This is a genomic window from Paraburkholderia monticola, assembly GCF_001580545.1.
GTDB classification, from domain to species: domain Bacteria; phylum Pseudomonadota; class Gammaproteobacteria; order Burkholderiales; family Burkholderiaceae; genus Paraburkholderia; species Paraburkholderia monticola.
In genome coordinates this window covers 51,063-71,444 of record NZ_LRBG01000038.1, presented here as the reverse complement: position 1 = coordinate 71,444, position 20,382 = coordinate 51,063, and the positions used below count along the sequence as shown (strand labels likewise).

Genomic DNA, 20,382 nt, shown 5'->3' with positions numbered 1-20,382 from the left:
ATTGCCGGCGCACCGGCATTCCCTCAAACGGAGCCCGCGAGCTCCGGCACGACCGTGAACAGATCGCCGACGAGGCCGTAGTCGGCCACGCTGAAAATCGGTGCTTCCTCGTCTTTATTGATCGCGACGATGACCTTCGAGTCCTTCATGCCGGCAAGGTGCTGGATCGCGCCCGAGATACCGACCGCGACATATAGTTGCGGTGCGACGATCTTGCCGGTCTGGCCGACCTGATAGTCGTTCGGCACATAGCCCGCATCGACCGCCGCGCGCGAGGCGCCGAGTGCGGCGTTCAGCTTGTCCGCGAGTGGTTCCAGCACTTTCGTGTAGTTCTCGCCGCTGCCAAGGCCACGGCCTCCCGAGACGATGATCTTCGCCGACGTCAGCTCCGGGCGGTCGAGCTTCGTTACTTCACGGCTCACGAACTGGGAGAGGCCCGTATCGGCTGCCGCTTCGATCTTTTCGACTGTTGCGCTACCGCCAACGGCTGCAACCGCGTCGAAACCGGTCGAACGTACCGTGATGACCTTGATCGGATCGGCCGATTGCACGGTCGCGATCACGTTGCCCGCATAGATCGGACGCTCGAACGTGTCCGCGCTCTGCACGGCGGTGATATCGCTGATCTGCGCGACATCGAGCTTCGCGGCGATACGCGGCGCGATGTTCTTGCCCGCCGCCGTCGAGGGCGCAAGGATGTGCGTGTAATCCTTCGCGATGTTAAGTACGGTTGCTTCGACGTTTTCCGCGAGGCCCGCTTCGAGTTGCGGCGCGTCGGCCAGCAGGACCTTCGAAACGCCAGCAATCTTCGCTGCCGCATCGGCCGCGGCTTGCGCGTTGTGACCCGCGACCAGCACGTGAATGTCACCGCCGATCTTCTGCGCCGCTGCGATCGTATTCAGCGTCGCGGCCTTGATCGAGGCGCTATCGTGTTCTGCCAATACCAGATTAACCAGGTTCGTCATTTGTTGTGTCTCCTCACAGCACCTTGGCTTCGGTCTTCAGCTTCTCGACCAGCGTCTTCACGTCCGGCACCTTCACACCGGCGGAGCGCTTCGGCGGCTCGACCACTTTCAGCGTCTTCAGACGCGGCGTGACATCGACGCCGAGGTCTTCAGGCTTGATCGTTTCCAGCGGCTTTTTCTTCGCCTTCATGATGTTCGGCAGCGTCACGTAGCGCGGCTCGTTCAGACGCAGATCGGTCGTAACCACAGCCGGCAGCGTCAACGACAGCGTTTCCGCGCCGCCATCCACTTCACGCGATACCGTTGCCTTGCCGTCAGCAACAACGACCTTCGACGCAAACGTCGCCTGCGGCAGATTCGCGAGCGCAGCGAGCATCTGGCCGGTCTGATTGGAGTCGTCGTCGATGGCCTGCTTGCCGAGGATCACCAGTTGCGGCTGCTCCTTGTCGACCAGCGCTTTCAACAGCTTCGCGACCGCCAGTGGCTGCAGGTCTTCACCCGATTCGATCAGGATCGCGCGATCCGCACCAATTGCCAGCGCGGTGCGCAGCGTTTCCTGCGCCTGCGCCACACCCGCCGACACGGCGATCACTTCGGTCGCGACGCCCGCTTCCCTCAGACGCACGGCCTCTTCCACCGCGATCTCATCGAACGGATTCATCGACATCTTCACGTTGGCGATATCGGCGCCCGTCCCGTCGGACTTGACGCCAACCTTCACATTCGCATCCACGACGCGCTTGACTGCCACCAGAATCTTCACCGCTACCTCCTTGCCCGCTTCATGTTGTTGAGCGCCTGGCGCGTACCGCAATCGATATCGAGTGTGGGCACGTTCAGATACGCATTGCCGATCGCGTGCTGCACGAGCGCCGCGAACCCATCAGCCCTGTCGATGCGGCGCGGGAACAGCATTCATCGGGACATTCCCAGATCCGCTGTGCACGACATCGCCAGGGAGTGGCATGGATCCAGAATAGGGGAATCGGCAAGGAATCCGCCCCGCCCAAATTGGGGGGTGGCGGATGGATGTTGGCACCCGTGTGAGCAAAAGAAACGGCGCCGGACACACCTCGCGAGGCAGTGGCCGGCGCCGGGTTGGGAAGCCGCGCAGCGCGCGGCATGCCTCATTTCGCCATGGCGTGAGCACAGGTCCGTTTGGCTCTCCCAGGTTGCAGGAGGAAGTGCGAAAGCGCGGGAATGAGCACGAGCGCTCCCACCATGTTCCAGACGAACATGAAGGTCAGCAGGATGCCCATGTCGGCCTGGAACTTGATCGGCGACCAGGCCCAGGTCACGACGGCGGCGGCGAGCGTCACGCCGATCAGCGCGATCACCTTGCCGGTGAATCCCAGCGCCTCGCGATAGGCGGCTTCGAGCGTCGCGCCTTGCCTTTGCAGCGTGAGTTGCACGCTCACCAGATAGAGCGCGTAATCCACGCCGATGCCCACACCGAGCGCCGTCACCGGCAGCGTCGCCACCTTCACGCCGATGCCGAGCGCCACCATCAGCGCTTCGCAGAGAATCGACGTGATGACGAGCGGCACCACCGCCACGACAACCGCCCGCCAGTTGCGGAACGTCACGAAGCAAAGCGCCACCACGGCGGCGTAGACGAGCAACAGCATCGTCCGGTTGGCCTGTTCGACCGCGATGTTCGTCGCCGCCTCGATGCCCGCGCTGCCCGCCGCAGGCAGGAATTGCAGCTTCGCGGTGTCGTGCTGCGCGGCGAAGCCTTCGACCGCGTTCACCACCTGCTCGAGCGTCTTCGCCTTGTGGTCGGCGAGGAACGCGATCACCGGTGCCACCGAGCGCGCGCCATTCACGAGTTCCGGATTCGCGACGTACGTGTTGTTCACCGCGTCCGTGGAGACGAACGGGTCGCGGCTGATCGTCATCCAGCGCGGATCGCCTTCGAAACCGGCCGCCGTGTTGCGACGGCTCACACCGCTGATCGACATCGTGGTCTGCACGCCCTTCACGTCGCGCAAGAGCTGCTCGAGGTTGTCCATCTCCATCAACGTCCTGTAGTCGTTCAACCCTCCCGGCGGGGTTTTCACGATCACGGCGAACTGATCCGTCGACAAGCGGTAGTGCCCCGTGACGTACGCGTTATCGCGGTTGTATCGCGAGTTGGCACGCAGCTCGGGTGCGCCCGGATCGAGATCGCCGATCTTGAGATGCTGACCGACCAGCAGGCCGCCCGCCGCCAACGCTCCCGCCACCAGTACGGCGATAGTCGCGGGCACGCGCCGCGTGAACGGCACGAGCAGCGTGGCAAGCGGATGCCGCTCGGCCGCCCGCAGGCTGCGCGCCGCCGCTGCCGCGCTCACGCCCGTATACGAAAGCATGACCGGCAGGAACACGAGGTTCGTGAAGATCAGCACCGCTACGCCGACGCTCGCCGCCACGGCCAACCCGCGAATCACCGGAATGTCGATCAGCATCAGCACCGCGAAGCCGACGGCATCCGCCAGCAGCGCCGTCAATCCGGCGAGAAAAAGACGGCGGAACGTATAGCGCGCCGCGACGTAGCGGTCGGTGCCGCGACCGATGTCCTGCATGATGCCGTTCATCTTTTGCGCGCCGTGCGAGACACCGATCGCGAAGATCAGGAATGGCACGAGGATCGAGTACGGATCGAGATCGACGCCCAGCAAATGAACGATGCCGAGTTGCCAGACGACGGCGGCGAGCGAGCAGCCGATCACCAGCGCGGTGCTGCGCACGCAACGGGTGTAGCCGTAGATCACGGCGGTCGCGATCGCGCTCGCCGCGGCGAAATACAACGCGACCTGTAGCAGTCCATGGATCAGTTCGCCGACCAGCTCGGCGAAGCCGATCACGTGAATGTCGATGCCGTCGCGCGCGTAGTCGAGGCGAATCTGCTCGAGCGAATCGTGCAGCGCGCGCGCGTCGAGTGGCTTGCCCGTGTCCGCATAGCGATCGAGCAGCGGCACGAAGATCGTGCTCGAACGCAGATCGTCGCCGACGAGCGATCCCACGATACCGGCGCGTGCCACGTTCTGGCGCAGCTTCGCTATGCTCGCGGCCGAACCGTCGTAGTCGTCGGGCATGACAGGGCCGCCCTGGAAACCTGCCTCCGTGACCTCGGTCCAGCGCACCACCGGCATCCACAACGACTTGACGAAGGCGCGGTCGACGCCTGGTAACAGGAAGATCCGGTCGTTGATCTCGCGCAGCACCTTGAGGTACTTCGGGTCGTAGATGTTGCCATTGCGGTTCTCGACGACCACGCGCAGCGAATTGCCGAGCGAGCGCAGCGAGTCGACATTGTCGAGGTAATTGCGGATGAAGGGACTCGACTGCGGCATCATGCGCTCGTACGATGCGCTCACGTTCGACTTCACCGCCTGCATGCCGAGCAGCGCGGTCAACAAGACACACACGGCCACGATCCACAGCCGGTTGTTGAAGATCAAACGCTCCAGCCGCGATCCGGAGTTCGCGTCGAACTCCGCTTTCGCTCGCACGACTGGCGCCGCTTCGCCACGTTCAGTATGGGGATTCATATCGATACTCTTTTGGCAGATCCAGCAATCGTTATCGCGCGGACACGAGGCTCGCGCCTTCCAGCGAGGTCAACACCAGTGCGTCGTCGTTCGGCGCAAGAACACCTGTGAACGCAGCGGGACGGCTGGTCTTCAATGGGCGGAAGGTGTCGGTCGTTTCGTCGTAAAGCGTCGCCTCGCCGCTCGACGTGACGAACATCACGAGATGACGCGATTCGATCGGCGCCGCGCTCGTGACCGCGCCGTGCAGCGGACTCTTCAAAGGAACCCAGCTCGCGCCCCGATCCGTGCTGCGATAGATCGTGCCGCGTAGACCATAGGCGAACAACGCGCGCGCGTCGCCGGTCATGCCGAAGAAGCTGCCGGCATAGCCGGTTTCGACCGGCGCAAACTTCCCGCTCACCTTGTCGAGGCGGAACACCGTACCTTTCTCGCCCGCGATGAACACGTCGCCCGCCACGCCGCACACCGCATTCAGATGCAGGAATTGCGGATTGTCGATGCGTTCGAGGATCGGCTGCCAGGACTTGCCGCCGTCGTCCGTCGCGATGGCGGTGCCGAACGGGCCGACTGCCATGCCATGCTGGGCGTCGGCGAACCATACGCTCAGCAGCGGCAAGGACGGCCCGGCCTTGTAGTTGAGCAGCAACTGGTCGGCGTACGGCTGCAATGCCGTATCGCCGGCCGCGATTCTTGCCTTGTAGGTATTGACGAGCGATGCCGCGGCCATCCGGCCGTCGAACTGGTGGACCCAGTTCCGGCCGCCGTCGGCGGTATGCAAAACCACGCCGTCGTGTCCGACCGCCCAGCCGTCGCGCGAGGTCGGAAAGCTCAGCGCGACGAGGTCGCTGCGAACCGGCGCGGCCACCTGCGACCAGCTTTTCCCCTGGTCATCCGAAACGGCGATCAAGCCTCGCATGCCGACCGCGACGAGACGGGTTCCGGCACGCGCGACCGTCATCATCGGGCGCCCCGCCACCTGCGTGTGCATGATGGCGGGCGCGTCCAGCGGATCGACGAAAGGATCTTTGCTCACCACGGCCGCGGCGGGCACATCCGGTTGCGCGACTGCGTGCACTGACCAGCCGGCGGCGAGCAGCGCCGCCAGCATGAGCCCCACGCGCGCGGTGCTTGCATGATTCATTTGCAACCTCTTCTTCGTCGAACGTCCGGTGCCAGGCCGCCAATGCGGCCCCGCACCAGTTCCATACACGCGGGTCGCAACGACCGACCCGCGCTCTGCTCTACTCGTGCGGCTCGCCCTCAGCGCAAGCCGGTGCCCGCAATGCCCGCCGGCGTGAAGAGATTGGGCTTGTCGAGCTTGTCGGACACGCGCAGCAGCGGCGCACCGTTTTCTCCGGTCGTATAGGAGAGGAAGTAGTTGCCTTTCTCGAGGTCGTAGAAGCCGAGCGTCACCGCATACACGCCGCCGCCGTCATAGAGCGGGAAGTGGTAGTCGAGACCCACACGCCACAACTTGCCATCGTGGCCAAAGCCATCGGTCTCGACGAAGTTCCAGCTATCCTCGTCGATGTAGAACGTGCGCTTCGAATACGCATGACGCGCATCCGCCTTGACCGTCGCCTCGACAACCCACACGCGATGGCGCTCCCAGCGCACCGCATCCGACTTGACATGCTTCGGCCCGAACACGTCGTCCACTGGCAGTTGCGAGAGACGATAGTTGTTGTACGGGACCAGCATCTCCTTCTTGCCGATGAGCTTGAAGTCGAACCGGTCCATGCGTCCGCGGAAGATGGAGGCCTCGTCCCAGAACGTCACGCCGCCATAGCTCGCGGCGGGCGTGTCGTACTTGTAGTCGGGCGCCATGCGGGTGCGCCGTTGAGCCGGGAAGTACGCCCAGCTCGCCTGATCGGCTTCCGAGTAGTTGATCGAGTAGTCGACCAGCACGCTCTGGCCCGCCGCAGTCGGCGGCGTCTGGATCTGCACCCACAGACGGTCATAGGGCCAGTCCGCTTTCGTGCCCGCGTTCTTCGGGTCGTAGAACGGCCGGTATTCGACGAAGTTCAGCACCGGCAGCGCCGTGCGTCCGCCCGATGTGTCGACGAGATAAGCGCCGACGTTCGTCGCCGAGTACTCCGTGCGCTGGTAATTCAGCAGCGCGTTCCACATCACCTCGTAGCCGTTCTTCGGGATCGGGAATGGAATGCCTCCGAACGCCCCGCCCACGCCGTCGCCTTCGATCTTCCCGACGAGCTGCGCGCTGGTCGCATTCTTCACCGTGTTGTCGAGCACCCACTGCGGGTACGACACCGAACGGTGGGTCGGATAGACGTCCACGCGATAGTCAGGAAAGCGCTTGAGCAGCGCCTGCACGCCGGGCGTCAGCTGATCCGCGTACTGGCCCATGTTGGCGGCCGTCACGCTGAAGAGCGGCTTTTCGTCCTTGAACGGGTCGGGCCACTTGCCGCTATTGGGCACGTAGTCCGCCGGCGGCGTGGTGAGCCCGCCCGTGTAGGCCGGAATGGCGCCATCGGCACTGCCGGCTTTTTCGGCACCGAAGGCCGTCAACGTCGTGCCGAGCTGTTTGGCCTCGTCCGCCGACACGGCTGCCCATGCGCCGGCGGCGTGCAGCGTCACGAGGCCTGCGGCGGCCAGATGAATCAGGGTTTTCATACGCTTGTCTCCTGTATGTCTTGGGTGTTTCAGAACGATGACTGCAAGGTCAGCGAGACCCACGGACGGTCGTTCAGGTCGTATAGGCCGTTGCCGGCGCTTGCAAAGGGCAGGCCGCTCGGCGTCGTCGACGTCGCATTCACGTGCGCGTGATAGCCGATATAGGAAAGCGTGAGGGTGGCGCGCTGCCGGATCAGCGCCTGCACGCCGATCGAGTACGTGAAGGCGCCTTGAGCGCCGGCTGCCGGACCAGGATTGATCGGATTGGTGCCCCAGATGCCGCCCGTTACCGAGGTCGGCATGCTCAGGTCGACGCCGGGAAATACCTGCAGCCATTGCGGCTGAAACACGACGCCGAAGCCCACATAGTCTTTCGTCGAGCAGCCGTTCCACTTGTTGTTGCTCGGGCATCCGGGATAGCCCACACCATTGAATAGCTGTGCGTTCTGCGTGACGGAGAGCAGGTGCGTATAGCCGATTTCCGCCGTGAGGCTGCCCGTGTCCCAGATCGGCGAGCGCGACAGCGGCACGATCGCGTTAGCGACGAGGTTGATGATGTTGCCCTTCGCGCCCTCGGTCTGGTTCATGACGGCCGGGCTGAGCGCGGTATTCAGCGCGGTGTTGTGACGATACGAAGCTTCGAAACCCGTGGCCACGCTGCCGATCGTCGTGTCGAAGCTGTAGCCCAACAGTTGCGCACCGCGGTTATAGGCGAGGTGATAGTCGGTCGGCAACGAGGTCTTGAGTGCGGGAACCGCCTTCCAGTTGGCAAGTATCCAGGGCTGGGTCTCGTCGAGGCGCCGGAAATAGAAGCCCATCGCGCCATCGATGAATTGCGGCGTCCACCCGAGCTTGAGGCCGAAGTTGTTGTCGACCTGCGGCGGTGTGATGGCATTGCCCTGTGGCACCTGGTAGGCGAACGGCGCGCTGCTGGGGGGCAGCCCGAAAAGCGGACGCACCGCGCCCGGCAGCGCCGTCAGGAACAGCCCGGACGGCCCCTGGGCGATGAAGTCGGCTGCCTGGATATAGGTGCCGCCAGTCGGCAGACGGTTATAGGTCCAGCCGAGTTGATACTGGCCGGATACGGACACCTCGGGCGTAACCTGGGCCGTCATGCTGATCTGCGGCCGTGGCAGCAACAGTTCCTTCGTCTGCGTGCCGGGCGAGTTGTACGCCTTGATGCCGTCGGTGGCGCCCTGCGCATACGAGATGCCCTGCGTCGGCGACAGCAGCGAGTTGCCCCAATACTCGGTGAACTGACCGCCCTTCAGATAGATGGCGTGCCCCCCGACCTGCGAGTTGTAGAACGCGAAGCCGTCGAGCAGTTGCGCGCCCTGCACGTAGTAGCGGTTCGTAAAGGAGCCGTACACGCCGTTCGGATAGGCGCGAATCGATTGGTAGGTAATGCCCGGCGCGTAGATGCCCGGATTCGTGTTGTCGCCGCTGCCATACGCGAAGTCTTTCCACGCGGAGCCGGAGAGCCGGAAGCCCACGTAGCCCTGGTAGGCCGCCGTGAACTCCGAGAGGATCGAGACGCGGTTGGTGACGGTATCGCCGGCGTGCCCGAACTTGTAGTCGCCGTCGTCGAAGTTCGGGTTGTTGCCGATCAGCGGGTCGACGCCCTGAGTGCGCATGCCGAGGTTGTAGCTGAAGGTGTTGTCCCAGCTCACGTCCCAGTCGGTCGAGCCGGTGTCGATCTTGAACGCGTAAGCATGCAGCGGCATCACGGCCGCGATCAGGCTGGCCAGCAGGGTGAGGCGCGGCAGGGTCATGGCCCTGCGGTCTTTGTGACTCTTGCGGTACATCGATGGGTCTCCTTTTGTCTTCGACTTCTTCATCTGCGATTTACCTGAACGCCAGCCTCCACCGCCGCGCCCGCGCGCAATCTCACGGACACCGGCACGCACTGCGCCGCGTGGCTCACACCGGTTAGCCATGGCGTAAGTTGCCAGCACTGCCGCCCCTCCCTCCCCTGTAAAAAAGAGGGGAGGGGTAAACGTTGTTGGGGTAACCAGGCAGGTCGGGTCGCCTCCCTATAAAGAGAGGGGCGAACGCAAGTCGCGCGCGCCATGATGGCCGGCACTCATCCTCGAAACAGGCCGGCGCCTTGCGCGCTCAACCGCTCGGGCACGCCGGAAAGCGACCCTCCGCGCGTAGGCGCGCCTTTGCCGGCAGCACGGGCGGATGGCTTCAAGACTCAAAGGAAACCAGCAATGACGGCGCAGTATCAGGACCATGACGGCGTCGCCGTCATCACCCTCGACAATCCCCCCGTGAACGGCCTCGGCCTCGCCACGCGCATCGGCGTGATCGAAGGCTTGACGCGCGCCCTCGCGGACGATGCCGTGAAGGCAATCGTCATCACCGGCGCGGGCAACGCGTTCTCGGGTGGCGCGGACATTCGCGAATTCGGCACGCCGAGGGCCTTGCAGGAGCCGAGCCTGCACACGGTGATCGCGACGATCGAGGCATCGGCCAAACCCGTGGTCGCGGCGCTTCACGCCACGGCGATGGGCGGCGGACTCGAACTGGCGCTCGGCTGCCACTATCGCCTCGCTTCGTCCACGGCGCAGATCGCGCTGCCCGAAGTCAACCTCGGCCTGCTGCCGGGCGCGGGCGGCACACAACGTCTGCCCCGTGCGATCGGCCTCGAACCCGCGCTGAACCTGATCCTCTCCGGCACGCCGGTGCTCGCCGGCAAGTTCGCGGGCACCCGGCTGGTCGACGAAATCGTCGATCAGGACGTGCTGCGCAAGGCGATCGACTTCGCCAGGGTGGCCGCCACGGCGCCCTGCCCGCACCCGCGTCTGCGCGACCTGAAGGTGCGCCACGAGAATGCCGAAGGCTTTCTCGGCGTCGCGCGCCAGACGGTCGCGGCGGGGGCCGGTCCGTTCCCCGCGCCGCTGCGCTGCGTCGAGGCCGTGGCCGCCTCGCTGGAATCATTCGATCGGGGCGCAGTCGTCGAACGCGATCACTTCGTGTATCTGCTCGGCACGCCGGAAGCCCGCGCGCTGCGTCACGCGTTCCTCGGCGAGCGCGCGGCAAGCCGCATCCCCGACGTCCCGGCCGACACCGCGACGCGCAAGATCGAGCGCGTCGCGGTCATCGGCGCGGGCACGATGGGCTGCGGCATCGCGATGAATTTCCTGTCCGCCGGAATTGCCGTCACGCTGCTGGAAACGGGAGCGCAGGCGCTGGATCGCGGCGTCGCCACGATCTGCCGCAACTACGAGAACAGCGCGAAGAAGGGCAAGCTCACGCAGGCAGACGTCGAGCAACGCATGACGCTGCTTTCGGCCACGCTCTCTTATCACGAGATCAGAGACGCCGACCTCGTCGTCGAGGCCGTATTCGAAGACCTCGGCGTCAAGGAAACCGTGTTCCGCACGCTCGACGAGGTGATGAAGCCCGGTGCGATCCTCGCCTCCAACACCTCGACGCTCGATGTCGACCGCATCGCCGCTTTCACGCGGCGCCCCGAAGATGTGATCGGCATGCACTTCTTCAGCCCGGCCAACGTCATGAAGCTGCTCGAAGTGGTACGAGGCGCGAAGACCGGCAAGGACGTGCTCGCCACGGTGATGCTGCTCGCGAAAAAGATCCGCAAGACGGCGGTGGTCTCGGGCGTGTGCGACGGCTTCATCGGCAACCGCATGATCGAACAGTACAGCCGCCAGGCGGGGTTCCTGCTCGACGAAGGCGCGCTGCCGGGACAGGTCGACCGCGCCATCGAGAAGTTCGGCTTCGCGATGGGGCCGTTCCGCATGATCGACATGGCGGGCAACGACATCGCCTGGGCGATCCGCAAGCGCCGCGCCGTCGAGCGACCGGAGTTCAACTACTCGAAGACCGGCGACCTGCTCTGCGAGAACGGCCGCTTCGGACAGAAAAGCGGCGCGGGCTGGTACGACTACAAGCCGGGCGACCGCAACGCTTACCCGAGCCCGTGGGTCAACGAGATGATCGTGCAGCACTCGAAGGATCTCGGCATCACGCGCCGCAAGATCTCCGACGAGGAGATCGTCGAGCGGCTCGTATTCGCGCTCGTCAACGAAGGCGCGTTGATTCTCGACGAGGGCATCGCGTCGAAGGCGTCGGACATCGACATGGTCTATCTGAGCGGCTACGGCTTTCCGCGTTTTCGCGGCGGCCCGATGCTCTATGCGGACCAGCTAGGCCTCTACAACGTCGCACGCGCGATGCGCCGCTACGCGCACAGCTATCAGGGTCACGCATGGCAGATCGCGCCGCGCCTCGCCCAGCTCGCCGAAGAAGGCAACGGTTTCAACGACTGAGCGCGCGCCGCACGGTACAACAACGAAGGAACGACACATCATGAATGAAGCAGTCATCGTCTCCACGGCGCGCACCGGTCTCGCGAAGAGCTGGAAAGGCGCCTTCAACATGACCCACGGCGCGACGCTCGGCGGCCACGTGGTCGAGCACGCCATCGCGCGCGCGGGTATCGAACCCGGCGAAGTCGAGGACGTGCTGATCGGCTGCGCGAATCCCGAAGGCGCCACCGGCGGCAACATCGCGCGCCAGATCGCGCTGCGCGCGGGCTGCCCGGTCACGGTGCCCGGCGCCACCGTCAACCGGTTCTGCTCTTCCGGACTCCAGACGATTGCGATGGCGGCTCAGCGGGTGATCGCCGGTGAGGGCGACATCTTCGTGGCGGGCGGTGTCGAGAGCATCTCGTGGACGCAGCGGCAGATGAACCAGCAGTTCGCAAACGACCCGTGGCTCGTCGAGCACAAGCCCGAGATCTACTGGAGCATGCTGCAGACCGCCGAGAACGTCGCACGGCGCTACGACATTTCACGCGAGCGCCAGGACGAGTATGGCGCTCGCAGTCAGCAACGCGCGGCGGCCGCACAGGCGGCGGGACGCTTCGACAAGGAGATCGTGCCGATCACCGTGCTCGCGGGCTTGACCGATAGCGCGAGCGGACAGATCGTGACGAAGCGCGTCACCGTCACCGCCGACGAAGGCATCCGCGGCGACACCACGCTCGAAGGCGTCGCGAAGATTCGCACGGCGCTGCCGGGCGGTGTCATCACGGCGGGCAACGCCTCGCAGTTTTCGGATGGCGCCTCGGCCTCGGTCGTGATGAGCGCGCGCGTGGCCGCCGCAAAGGGGCTCGAGCCGCTCGGCAGATTCATCGGCTTCAGCGTCACCGGTTGCGAGCCCGACGAAATGGGCATCGGCCCCGTCTTCGCGATCCCGAAACTGCTGAAGAAGGCGGGACTCACGGTCGAGGACATCGGCTTGTGGGAATTGAACGAGGCCTTCGCGGTTCAGGTGCTTTATTGCGCGGACAAGCTCGGCATTCCGCTGGACCGTCTGAACGTGGACGGCGGCGCGATTGCGGTCGGGCATCCGTTCGGCGTGTCGGGCGCGCGACTCGTCGGGCACGCGCTGATCGAAGGCAAGCGGCGCGGAGTCAGACACGTGGTGGTGACGATGTGCATCGGTGGCGGACAGGGGGCGGCGGCGCTCTTCGAGGTGCTTTGACCGTTTGCTCGCGCACAGGTGTACTCACCGCGCGAACGACTGACGAAAAAAACGGGGCCGCGCGGCCCCGTTTTCGTTGGCACAGTCGCTCACTTGCGGATCAGAACTGGTCCTCGCTCAACGCGAGCACGCCTTCGCCGTCGCGCGCACCGAGGATCGTGGCTTCGAGCGCGCCGGCCTGCGGCAGCAGATGCGTCGCGTAATGATGCGCCGTGGCAATCTTCGCGCCGTGGAACGCCGGATCCTCCTGCATCAAACGCTGCGAAGCGAGCAGCGCCCGCGCCATCTGCCAGCCGCCCAGCACGATGCCGACGAGCTTCAGATACGGCACGCCGCCCATATACGCGGCATTCGGATCCTGTTTGGCGTTCTCGAGCATGAACGCCACGGCATTGGCGAACGACTGATTCGCCGCCGCCAGATGCCGGTGCATCGCCATGAATGCCGGGCTGTCCACGAACGCTGGATGTGCCGCCAGCGCCTGCACGATCTGGCCGATCTCGCCGACGAGCCGCTTCGCGACCGCGCCGCCGTCGCGCACGGTCTTGCGGCCGATCAGGTCGTTGCCCTGGATCGCCGTCGTGCCCTCGTAGATCGGCAGGATGCGCGCATCACGATAGAACTGCGCGGCGCCGGTCTCCTCGATGAAGCCCATGCCGCCGTGAACCTGCACCCCGAGGCTCGCGACCTCCACCGACATCTCCGTGCTCCAGCCCTTCACGATCGGCACCATGAACTCATAGAGCGCGTGATGTTCGGCACGCGCGGACGCGTCGGGATGATGACGCGCATGGTCGGCGTGCGCCGCCGCGACGTAGGCCACCGCGCGCGACGCCTCGATCAGCGCGCGCATGGTGCCGAGCATGCGGCGCACGTCCGGATGATGGACGATCGTCACCGACTGCTGCACGGAGCCGTCCACCGGCCGGCTTTGCACACGTTCCTTCGCATAGTCACGCGCCTTCTGGTACGCGCGCTCGGCTACTGCAATGCCCTGCATGCCCACCGCGTAGCGCGCCGACACCATCATGACGAACATGTATTCGAGCCCACGATTTTCCTCGCCGATCAGCTCGCCCATCGCGCCGCCCTCGTCGCCGTATTGCAGCACCGCGGTCGGGCTGCCTTTGAGGCCCATCTTGTGCTCGATCGACACGCACTGCACGTCGTTGCGCGCGCCGAGCGAGCCATCGTCGTTGACGAGGTACTTCGGCACGAGAAAAAGCGAGATGCCCTTCACGCCTTCGGGCGCGTCGGGCGTGCGCGCGAGCACCAGATGCACGATGTTGCCGCTCATGTCGTGCTCGCCCCAGGAGATGAAAATCTTCGTGCCGAAGATGCGATACGTGCCGTCCGGGTGGCGTTCGGCGCGCGCGCGCAGCAAGCCGAGATCGGAGCCGGCCTGCGGCTCCGTCAGGTTCATCGTGCCGGACCATTCGCCCGAGACGAGACGCGGCAGATAGCGCGTTTTCTGTGCGTCGCTGCCGGCCATCAGCAACGCCTCGATCGCGCCGTCGGTAAGCGACGGGCACGTCGCGAGCGACAGGTTAGCGGCCTTCTGCATTTCCAGGCATGCCGCCCCCACGAGCCTCGGCAAGCCCTGGCCGCCGTACTCGACGGGATGCGAGAGGCCCTGCCAGCCGCCGTCGACGAACTGGCGGAACGCCTCGCTGAAGCCCGGTGTCGCGCTGACGCGGCCTTCGCTCCACTGCGCAGGCTGCCGGTCGCCGGCGACGTTCAAGGGCGCCCAGACCTGGCTCGCCAGCTTGCCGGCTTCCTCCAGCACGGATTGCGCGGTCTCGGGCGTGGCTTCCTCGAAGCCCGGCAAACGGCCTACATCGTCGAGTCCCGCCAATTCGTTCATGACGAACGACATGTCCTTGATGGGCGCGCTATAGCTCATGGTGTACTCCTGCTCAGTGTGCGGTCGCCGGGCGGCCCGCCTGTACGAGCACGCGAAGCCCCGGCGCGCCGCAAGTTCGATCCGGCGAATGTTTGTCGATCGCGCACGCGCGTCGCTGCCGCATGCGTATCCGTCAAACGAAGGTGGGCCTCGATTTGAGCAGGCGCGGCGATGCGCCGCCCCTGTCCTGAAGACGGGGGCGCAGGGGCGCGGCTTCGCCCCCTCGGAATGGAGGGGGCGAAGCAGGGGCGAACCGCGATACAAGTCGAATCTGCGAGCGATGTACACACTCGAATGACATCAGTAAAGGAAGCAGCAATGACTGACGCGAACCACCGGGACACAGGCCTTGCCTATCCCTGCGGCACCCCGCCGGAGCGCGGCGAAGCGCGCGAGATCGCGCCGGGCGTGCGCTGGATGCGCCTCGCGCTGCCCTCGACGCTCACGCACATCAACGTCTGGGCGCTCGAAGAAGCGGACGGTCACACGCTGATCGACACGGGGCTAGGGAACGAGGACACGGCCGAGACGTGGCGCATGCTGTTGGAGGGGCCGTTCGCCAAAGGGGTGACGCGCGTGATCGTCACGCACCTGCACCCTGATCATGTCGGCATGGCCGGTTGGCTCACGCGCCGCGCCAACCGCCGCCTGTGGATGACGCGCACCGAATACCTGCAATGCCGCATGCTCGCGGGCGACACCGGGCATCCCGCACCCGATGAAGCCATCGCGTTCTACCGTCGCGCGGGCTGGGACGACGCGGCGCTCGACACCTACCAGAAGCGCTTCGGCACGTTCGGGCGGCTCATCTTTGCATTGCCCGCCAGTTATCGGCGCATCCGCGATCGGGACATCATCGCGATCGGCGGCCATGACTGGGAAGTCGTCGTCGGCGCGGGCCATACGCCCGAGCATGCCTGCCTGTACTGCCCGGCGCTCAAGCTGTTCGTGTCGGGCGACCAGGTGCTGCCGCGCATTTCGTCCAACGTGTCCGTGCTGCCGAGCGAGCCCGACGCCGATCCGCTCGCCGAGTGGCTCGCCTCGCTCGACGCCATCCGTGAGCGCGTGCCCGACGACGTACTCGTTCTGCCCGCGCACAATGAACCGTTCACCGGCCTGCACGCGCGCCTTGCGCGCCTCGCGGCGTCGCAGCGGCGCGCGATCGAGCGATTGCACGGCGCGCTGAGCGAACCCAAACGCGCGGTCGACATATTCAGCACGCTGTTCGGCCGCGCCGTCGGACCCGGCGACGCATCGACTTACGGACTTGCCACGGGAGAGAGCATCGCTCATCTGAACTACCTCGTGAACCGCGGACTCGCGGCGGTCGACGAGAAGCATGGCGTGGCCTGGTATCGGGCCGTCTGAGCGGAACGGGCCGCCGCAGCAGCCATCGCGACCCCACGAAAAGGAAGGCGTGACGCTCTGGGCAAATGCATACAATCAGCTCAAGGCGGAACGGCGCAGGCGCCGGGCGCGGCGCAGCGCGGCAGCCTGACAACAAAGAAACCGGAGACATCAGATGAAAATGAATTTTGCGCGGATCCTCGGCTATACCGCGCTGCAGTACGCGAACAACGAGGCGCTCGTCAACATCGAACGCCAGCGGCGCTATACGTTTCGCGAGCTTCACCTGTTGACCAACCGGATCGCCAACATGATGCGCGAGCGCCTGAACCTGCGCCGCGGCGACGCCTACATGTGTCTGCTCGAAAACGACAACATGGCGCTGCTGCATGCGTGGACGGCGCTCAAGGGCGAGGCCGGCGCGGTGTACACCAACTTCCGCGATTCGATCGAGGAACACTGCTGGCAGATGGATTTCATCAAGCCGAAGGTGGTGTTCATCGAAAACACGCTACTGGAACGCTATTTCGACCTCCTGACACAACGCGGCATCACGGTGGTCTGCATGGACCCGCCCGCCCCGCCGCGCGAGGGTCTGCACAACTTCTGGGATCTCGTGGCCGATAGCAGCGAGGCCAATCCCGATGTCGAAAGCGACGCGTTCAACGACGTGCTCATCTACCGCTTCACCGGCGGCACGACCGGCAGGAGCAAGTGCGCGCAGTACACCATCGACAACTGGATGGCGATGCGCGACGCGTCGTACTTCGAGAACGAACAGTACTTCAGCGAGCACACGCGCAATCTGCACATGGCGCCGGTCAGCCATGCGTCCGGCTTCAGCATCCTGTCGACGTTTTTCCGCGGCGGCTGCAACGTCACGCAGAACCTGCCGGACCTTCGCCAGTGGAGCCTGAACGTCCAGACCGAGAAGATCACCAACGCGCTGCTCGTGCCGACACTGATCTATCGCCTGCTCGAGGTGAAGGAGATCGCCGGTTACGACCTCTCTTCGCTCACGACAATCTTTTACGGCGGCTCGCCGATGAGCCCCGCGAAGCTCAAGCTCGCGCAGGAGCGCTTCGGCAATGTCTTCACGCAGATCTACGGCGCCACCGAGTGCCTGCAAATGGTCGGGATACTGTCGAAGGCCGATCATCTGACCGGCGTCGCGACAGGGCGTCTCGCGTCGGCGGGCCAGGTCGGCACCGGTATCGAGGTCAAGATCGTGGATGAAGACGGCAATGAAGTGCCCCAAGGCCAAACCGGCGAGATCTGGGTGCGTTGCCGCGGCACGATCGGCGCCTACTTCCATAATCCCGAGGGCACGGCGGCGGAGTTTTCCAACGGCTTCTGGAAGTCGGGCGATCTCGGCTATCTCGACGACGGCGGCTACCTCTTCATCGTCGATCGCAAGAAGGACATGATCATCACGGGCGGCTTCAACGTCTATGCCGTGGAGGTGGAGGCAGCGCTGAGTTCGCACCCGGCGGTGGAAAACGCTGCCGTGGTCGGCGTGCCGCATGTCGAGTGGGGCGAGACCGTGCACGCCGAGGTGCTCGTGCGGGCCGGCAGCGAGGTGAGCGCCGAGGAACTGATCGAGCACGTCAAGGGCCTGCTTGGCCGCTTCAAGGCGCCTAAAAACATCAGCTTCGTCGAGGCGTTGCCGTTGAGCCCGGTCGGCAAGGTGCTGCGCCGCCACGTGCGCGAGAAGTACTGGAAGGATCAGACTCGCCGTATCGGGTGACTAGTATGGGCGGATGAAGCGCGCGGCGTGATCCTTCCCTGCCGCGCGCTCGACAAGAGCGCTGCCTGGACACGAGCGCTGAATAAAAAAAAGCCGCTTCTACGGCATCGCCATAGAAGCGGCTCAAGGCCCCACCTGCATTCGCTACGAAACGCGCCGCGAAACACCCTTCCAGTATTTCTCCCGCACCGCGCGCCGCAAGACCTTCCCAACTGTGCTCAACGGCAGCGAGTGCACGAAGACGATCGTTTTCGGCGCCTTGAAGCGCCCGAGCCGCGCCTTCACGTGCTCGATGAGCATTCCGTCGGACACCTCGGCGCCCGCACGCAGAACAACCTCGGCATGCACCGCCTCGCCCCATTCTTCATGTGGCACACCGACCACGGCCGCGTTTTCCACCGCCGGATGCGAGTTAAGCGCCGCTTCCACTTCCACGGCATAGACGTTGAAGCCACCCGTGATGATCATGTCCTTCTTGCGATCGACGATGTACAGATACCCTTCTTCGTCGACATGGCCGAGATCGCCCGATTTCCAGTAGCCGTCCTCGAATTCCGACGCGCTCGCGCCCGGATTGCCGAAATAGCCGGAAATCGTCGCGCGCGAGCGCAGCCAGATTTCGCCGGTCGCGCCGGGCGCGAGCTCGGTGCCGCTCTCGTCCACGATCTTCAGGTCGATGCCTGGCGACGGACGTCCCGCCGACGCCAGGTGGTGCTCGCCGGGCCGCGCGTGATCGGCCTTCGTGAGCGTCGAGACGGCCTGCAGGCATTCGGTCGAGCCGTACTGCTGCAAGAACACGTTGCCGAAGCGTTCCTGTGCGTGCGCGAGCTTCGTGGGGCTCATCGGCGAGCCGCCATAGACCAGCGTGCGCAGGCTCGACAGATCATGTCGCGCGGCCTCGGGCAGTTCGAGCAGTCGATAGACGAGTGTAGGCAGCAGTAGCGTGGTCGTCACACACTCGGCCTCGATGTTGCGGCACCATTGCCTGAGGTCCGGCACGTTCTGCGTAATCGTGCAGCCGCCGCGAAAGAGCGTCGGCAGCATCGCCAGGCCCGAGCCATGACTGATGGGCGCCATGTGGAGGTAGCGTGTTTCCTCCGAATAGACCTGTTCGAACTCCACATACAGCGAGTCGCGGCACGCGAGCCAGTTGTCCATGGTGTACTGCGCGCACTTGCTCGCGCCGGTCGTGCCGCCCGTGAAGCGATACACGAGCGGGTCTGAAAACGCATCGCTCGACACACCCGGATTGGTGTCGCGCAGGCCGTCGAGCAGATCCCAGAAATACGCGAGCCCCTCGCGCGGCGCAGCCGGCGGATCCATGCACACGACCTCGATGCCGCGCTCGTGCAGCCAGTCGAAATAGCGATCGAGCAACGCGTTCTCGATGAACACCACCTTTGGCCGGATGAAATCGACCTGCCAGCGATGCTCGTCGATCGAGTCGCGGAAGTTGGTCCAGGCCGCGCACGCTTCGCCCTTCAACGCTGTCCACGTGTGCAGCAGCGACAGATTGTCGTTTTCGAGCAGGCAAAGATAGACGTCACCGCGGCGCAGGCTCAGCCGCTCGCGCATCATGTTGACGATGCGGTTGGTGAGACGGTGCAGTTCGTCGAAGCGGTAGCGTCGCCCGCGCTCGACATTGACGAGCGCCTCGCGAGCCGCGAACCGCACCGCGAGGTGTGACATGACGTTGGCAAAGTCCAGTTTCACCAAATCCCTCCACCCTGAAAATGCACACGGCGTCCGTGCGGGACGCCGTGTGCGAGTCTCATCGACCTGTGCGAACGTTTAGCCCGCAACGGGTGCGAGGAACATCTGCACCTGCTCGTTCACTTCGTTATAGGCTCGTGCGGTGTTCCAGTCGGCGATCTGGCCGAAGCGCGCCGCCACGCCTTCCGGGCTCAGTTCGGTGTCCGGAAGATGGACCGGCGCCGTCTCCATGATCGTCGCGGTCGAGAACGTGCCGCCGCCCGCGGCGAGGATCACCTTCGTCGGCGCCTCTTCGCTGCACAGATACAGCACGCCCGGCGTCACACGCTCCGGCTGGATGCGTTGCAGCGCTTCGGCGGGCAGTACGTCTTCGGTCATGCGCGTTGCCGCGACCGGCGCGATCGTGTTGACCTTGATGTTGTTCTTACGGCCTTCCACGCTCAGAACGTTCATGAGGCCGACGAGCGCCATCTTGGCCGAGCCGTAGTTCGCCTGGCCGAAGTTGCCGTACAGGCCCGCTGCCGATGTCGTCATCAGGATGCGGCCATAGTTCTGAGCGCGCATGACGTCCCACACCGCCTTCGAGCAGTTGATCGAGCCCATCAGGTGAACGTCGAGCACGAGCTTGAAATCCTCGGGCTGCGACTTGGCGAAGCTCTTGTCGCGCAGGATGCCCGCGTTGTTCACGAGGATGTCGATGCGACCGAACTCGGCCATCGCCTGATCGACCATCGCCTGGACCTGCTCCGCGTCGGCGACGTTCGCGCCGTTCGCGATCGCGGTGCCGCCCGCCTTGCGGATTTCGTCCACTACGGCCTGCGCGGCCGTGGTCGAGCTACCCGTGCCGTCCCGGCTGCCGCCGAAATCGTTGATCACCACCTTCGCGCCGCGTGCGGCGAATGCCAGCGCGTGCACGCGGCCAAGGCCCGCCCCTGCGCCGGTGATCAGTACAACCTTTCCGTCAAAACGGATGCTCATGAAAGTCTCTCCAATGTCTCGATCAAAAGAATGAACCGCGCCTCA

The 20,382-nt window shown here is 64.9% G+C and carries 14 protein-coding genes; 4 read left to right on the top strand and 10 right to left on the bottom strand.

The window, feature by feature from the left end:
* Positions 1 to 23: 23 nt before the first annotated feature.
* From CI15_RS27835 to CI15_RS27810, 7 genes are all read right to left on the bottom strand, one after another.
* A complete protein-coding gene (locus CI15_RS27835) occupies positions 24 to 956 on the bottom strand; it encodes an electron transfer flavoprotein subunit alpha/FixB family protein (protein ID WP_153041232.1) in 933 nt (310 codons plus the stop codon).
* A gap of 22 nt (positions 957 to 978) precedes the next feature.
* Entirely contained in the window at positions 979 to 1,728 is a 750-nt protein-coding gene (locus CI15_RS27830) for an electron transfer flavoprotein subunit beta/FixA family protein (RefSeq protein ID WP_062134408.1), read from the bottom strand.
* A gap of 2 nt (positions 1,729 to 1,730) precedes the next feature.
* On the bottom strand, positions 1,731 to 1,880 hold the full coding sequence (locus CI15_RS37405) for a hypothetical protein (RefSeq protein WP_174543271.1): 150 nt from the start codon (positions 1,878 to 1,880) through the stop codon (positions 1,731 to 1,733).
* Positions 1,881 to 2,092: 212 nt separating this feature from the next.
* A complete protein-coding gene (locus CI15_RS27825; RefSeq protein ID WP_062134405.1) occupies positions 2,093 to 4,498 on the bottom strand; it encodes an efflux RND transporter permease subunit in 2,406 nt (801 codons plus the stop codon).
* Between the two features lie 31 nt (positions 4,499 to 4,529).
* Positions 4,530 to 5,642, bottom strand: a complete 1,113-nt coding sequence (locus CI15_RS27820) for a YCF48-related protein (protein ID WP_062134402.1) — start codon at positions 5,640 to 5,642, stop codon at positions 4,530 to 4,532.
* 119 nt (positions 5,643 to 5,761) lie between these two features.
* Positions 5,762 to 7,135: a DUF1329 domain-containing protein gene (locus tag CI15_RS27815; protein ID WP_062134399.1), complete on the bottom strand. Its 1,374-nt coding sequence runs from the start codon at positions 7,133 to 7,135 to the stop codon at positions 5,762 to 5,764.
* Positions 7,136 to 7,164: 29 nt separating this feature from the next.
* Entirely contained in the window at positions 7,165 to 8,907 is a 1,743-nt protein-coding gene (locus tag CI15_RS27810) for a DUF1302 domain-containing protein (RefSeq protein ID WP_161950071.1), read from the bottom strand.
* Between the two features lie 441 nt (positions 8,908 to 9,348).
* Here CI15_RS27810 and CI15_RS27805 point away from each other — a divergent pair, with 441 nt between their 5' ends.
* The gene (locus tag CI15_RS27805) at positions 9,349 to 11,430 is read left to right on the top strand and encodes a 3-hydroxyacyl-CoA dehydrogenase NAD-binding domain-containing protein (protein WP_062134393.1); all 2,082 of its coding nucleotides are present in this window, start codon (positions 9,349 to 9,351) and stop codon (positions 11,428 to 11,430) included.
* Positions 11,431 to 11,470: 40 nt separating this feature from the next.
* Positions 11,471 to 12,649 carry an acetyl-CoA C-acyltransferase gene (locus tag CI15_RS27800; protein ID WP_062134391.1) on the top strand — a complete coding sequence of 393 codons (1,179 nt, stop codon included), beginning with the start codon at positions 11,471 to 11,473 and terminating at the stop codon, positions 12,647 to 12,649.
* A 100-nt stretch (positions 12,650 to 12,749) separates the two neighbouring features.
* Here CI15_RS27800 and CI15_RS27795 read toward each other — a convergent pair whose 3' ends face one another.
* Entirely contained in the window at positions 12,750 to 14,552 is a 1,803-nt protein-coding gene (locus tag CI15_RS27795; RefSeq protein ID WP_062134388.1) for an acyl-CoA dehydrogenase, read from the bottom strand.
* A 318-nt stretch (positions 14,553 to 14,870) separates the two neighbouring features.
* On the opposite strand from CI15_RS27795, the gene CI15_RS27790 reads away from it, so the two are divergent.
* Together CI15_RS27790 and CI15_RS27785 are read left to right on the top strand one after the other, a co-directional pair.
* Positions 14,871 to 15,920, top strand: coding sequence for an MBL fold metallo-hydrolase (locus tag CI15_RS27790; RefSeq protein ID WP_062134385.1), 1,050 nt, complete (start codon positions 14,871 to 14,873; stop codon positions 15,918 to 15,920).
* A 154-nt stretch (positions 15,921 to 16,074) separates the two neighbouring features.
* A complete protein-coding gene (locus CI15_RS27785) occupies positions 16,075 to 17,646 on the top strand; it encodes a class I adenylate-forming enzyme family protein (RefSeq protein WP_062134382.1) in 1,572 nt (523 codons plus the stop codon).
* Between the two features lie 144 nt (positions 17,647 to 17,790).
* Here CI15_RS27785 and CI15_RS27780 read toward each other — a convergent pair whose 3' ends face one another.
* Together CI15_RS27780 and CI15_RS27775 are read right to left on the bottom strand one after the other, a co-directional pair.
* Positions 17,791 to 19,359 (bottom strand): class I adenylate-forming enzyme family protein, encoded by a 1,569-nt coding sequence (locus CI15_RS27780; protein WP_062136183.1) that lies wholly within the window; start codon positions 19,357 to 19,359, stop codon positions 17,791 to 17,793.
* Positions 19,360 to 19,437: 78 nt separating this feature from the next.
* Complete coding sequence (locus CI15_RS27775; RefSeq protein WP_062134379.1) at positions 19,438 to 20,337, bottom strand: SDR family oxidoreductase; 900 nt, start codon at positions 20,335 to 20,337, stop codon at positions 19,438 to 19,440.
* Between the last annotated feature and the right edge of the window lie 45 nt (positions 20,338 to 20,382).

Excerpts from the sequence above, each read along its gene's own strand:
- CI15_RS27795 (WP_062134388.1), bottom strand. The coding sequence starts at position 14,552 with ATGAGCTATAGCGCGCCCATCAAGGACATGTCGTTCGTCATGAACGAA.
- CI15_RS27800 (WP_062134391.1), top strand. The coding sequence starts at position 11,471 with ATGAATGAAGCAGTCATCGTCTCCACGGCGCGCACCGGTCTCGCGAAG.
- CI15_RS27820 (WP_062134402.1), bottom strand. The coding sequence starts at position 5,642 with ATGAATCATGCAAGCACCGCGCGCGTGGGGCTCATGCTGGCGGCGCTG.
- CI15_RS27815 (WP_062134399.1), bottom strand. The coding sequence starts at position 7,135 with ATGAAAACCCTGATTCATCTGGCCGCCGCAGGCCTCGTGACGCTGCAC.
- CI15_RS27825 (WP_062134405.1), bottom strand. The coding sequence starts at position 4,498 with ATGAATCCCCATACTGAACGTGGCGAAGCGGCGCCAGTCGTGCGAGCG.
- CI15_RS27785 (WP_062134382.1), top strand. The coding sequence starts at position 16,075 with ATGAAAATGAATTTTGCGCGGATCCTCGGCTATACCGCGCTGCAGTAC.
- CI15_RS27805 (WP_062134393.1), top strand. The coding sequence starts at position 9,349 with ATGACGGCGCAGTATCAGGACCATGACGGCGTCGCCGTCATCACCCTC.
- CI15_RS27790 (WP_062134385.1), top strand. The coding sequence starts at position 14,871 with ATGACTGACGCGAACCACCGGGACACAGGCCTTGCCTATCCCTGCGGC.
- CI15_RS37405 (WP_174543271.1), bottom strand. The coding sequence starts at position 1,880 with ATGCTGTTCCCGCGCCGCATCGACAGGGCTGATGGGTTCGCGGCGCTC.
- CI15_RS27810 (WP_161950071.1), bottom strand. The coding sequence starts at position 8,907 with ATGACCCTGCCGCGCCTCACCCTGCTGGCCAGCCTGATCGCGGCCGTG.
- CI15_RS27775 (WP_062134379.1), bottom strand. The coding sequence starts at position 20,337 with ATGAGCATCCGTTTTGACGGAAAGGTTGTACTGATCACCGGCGCAGGG.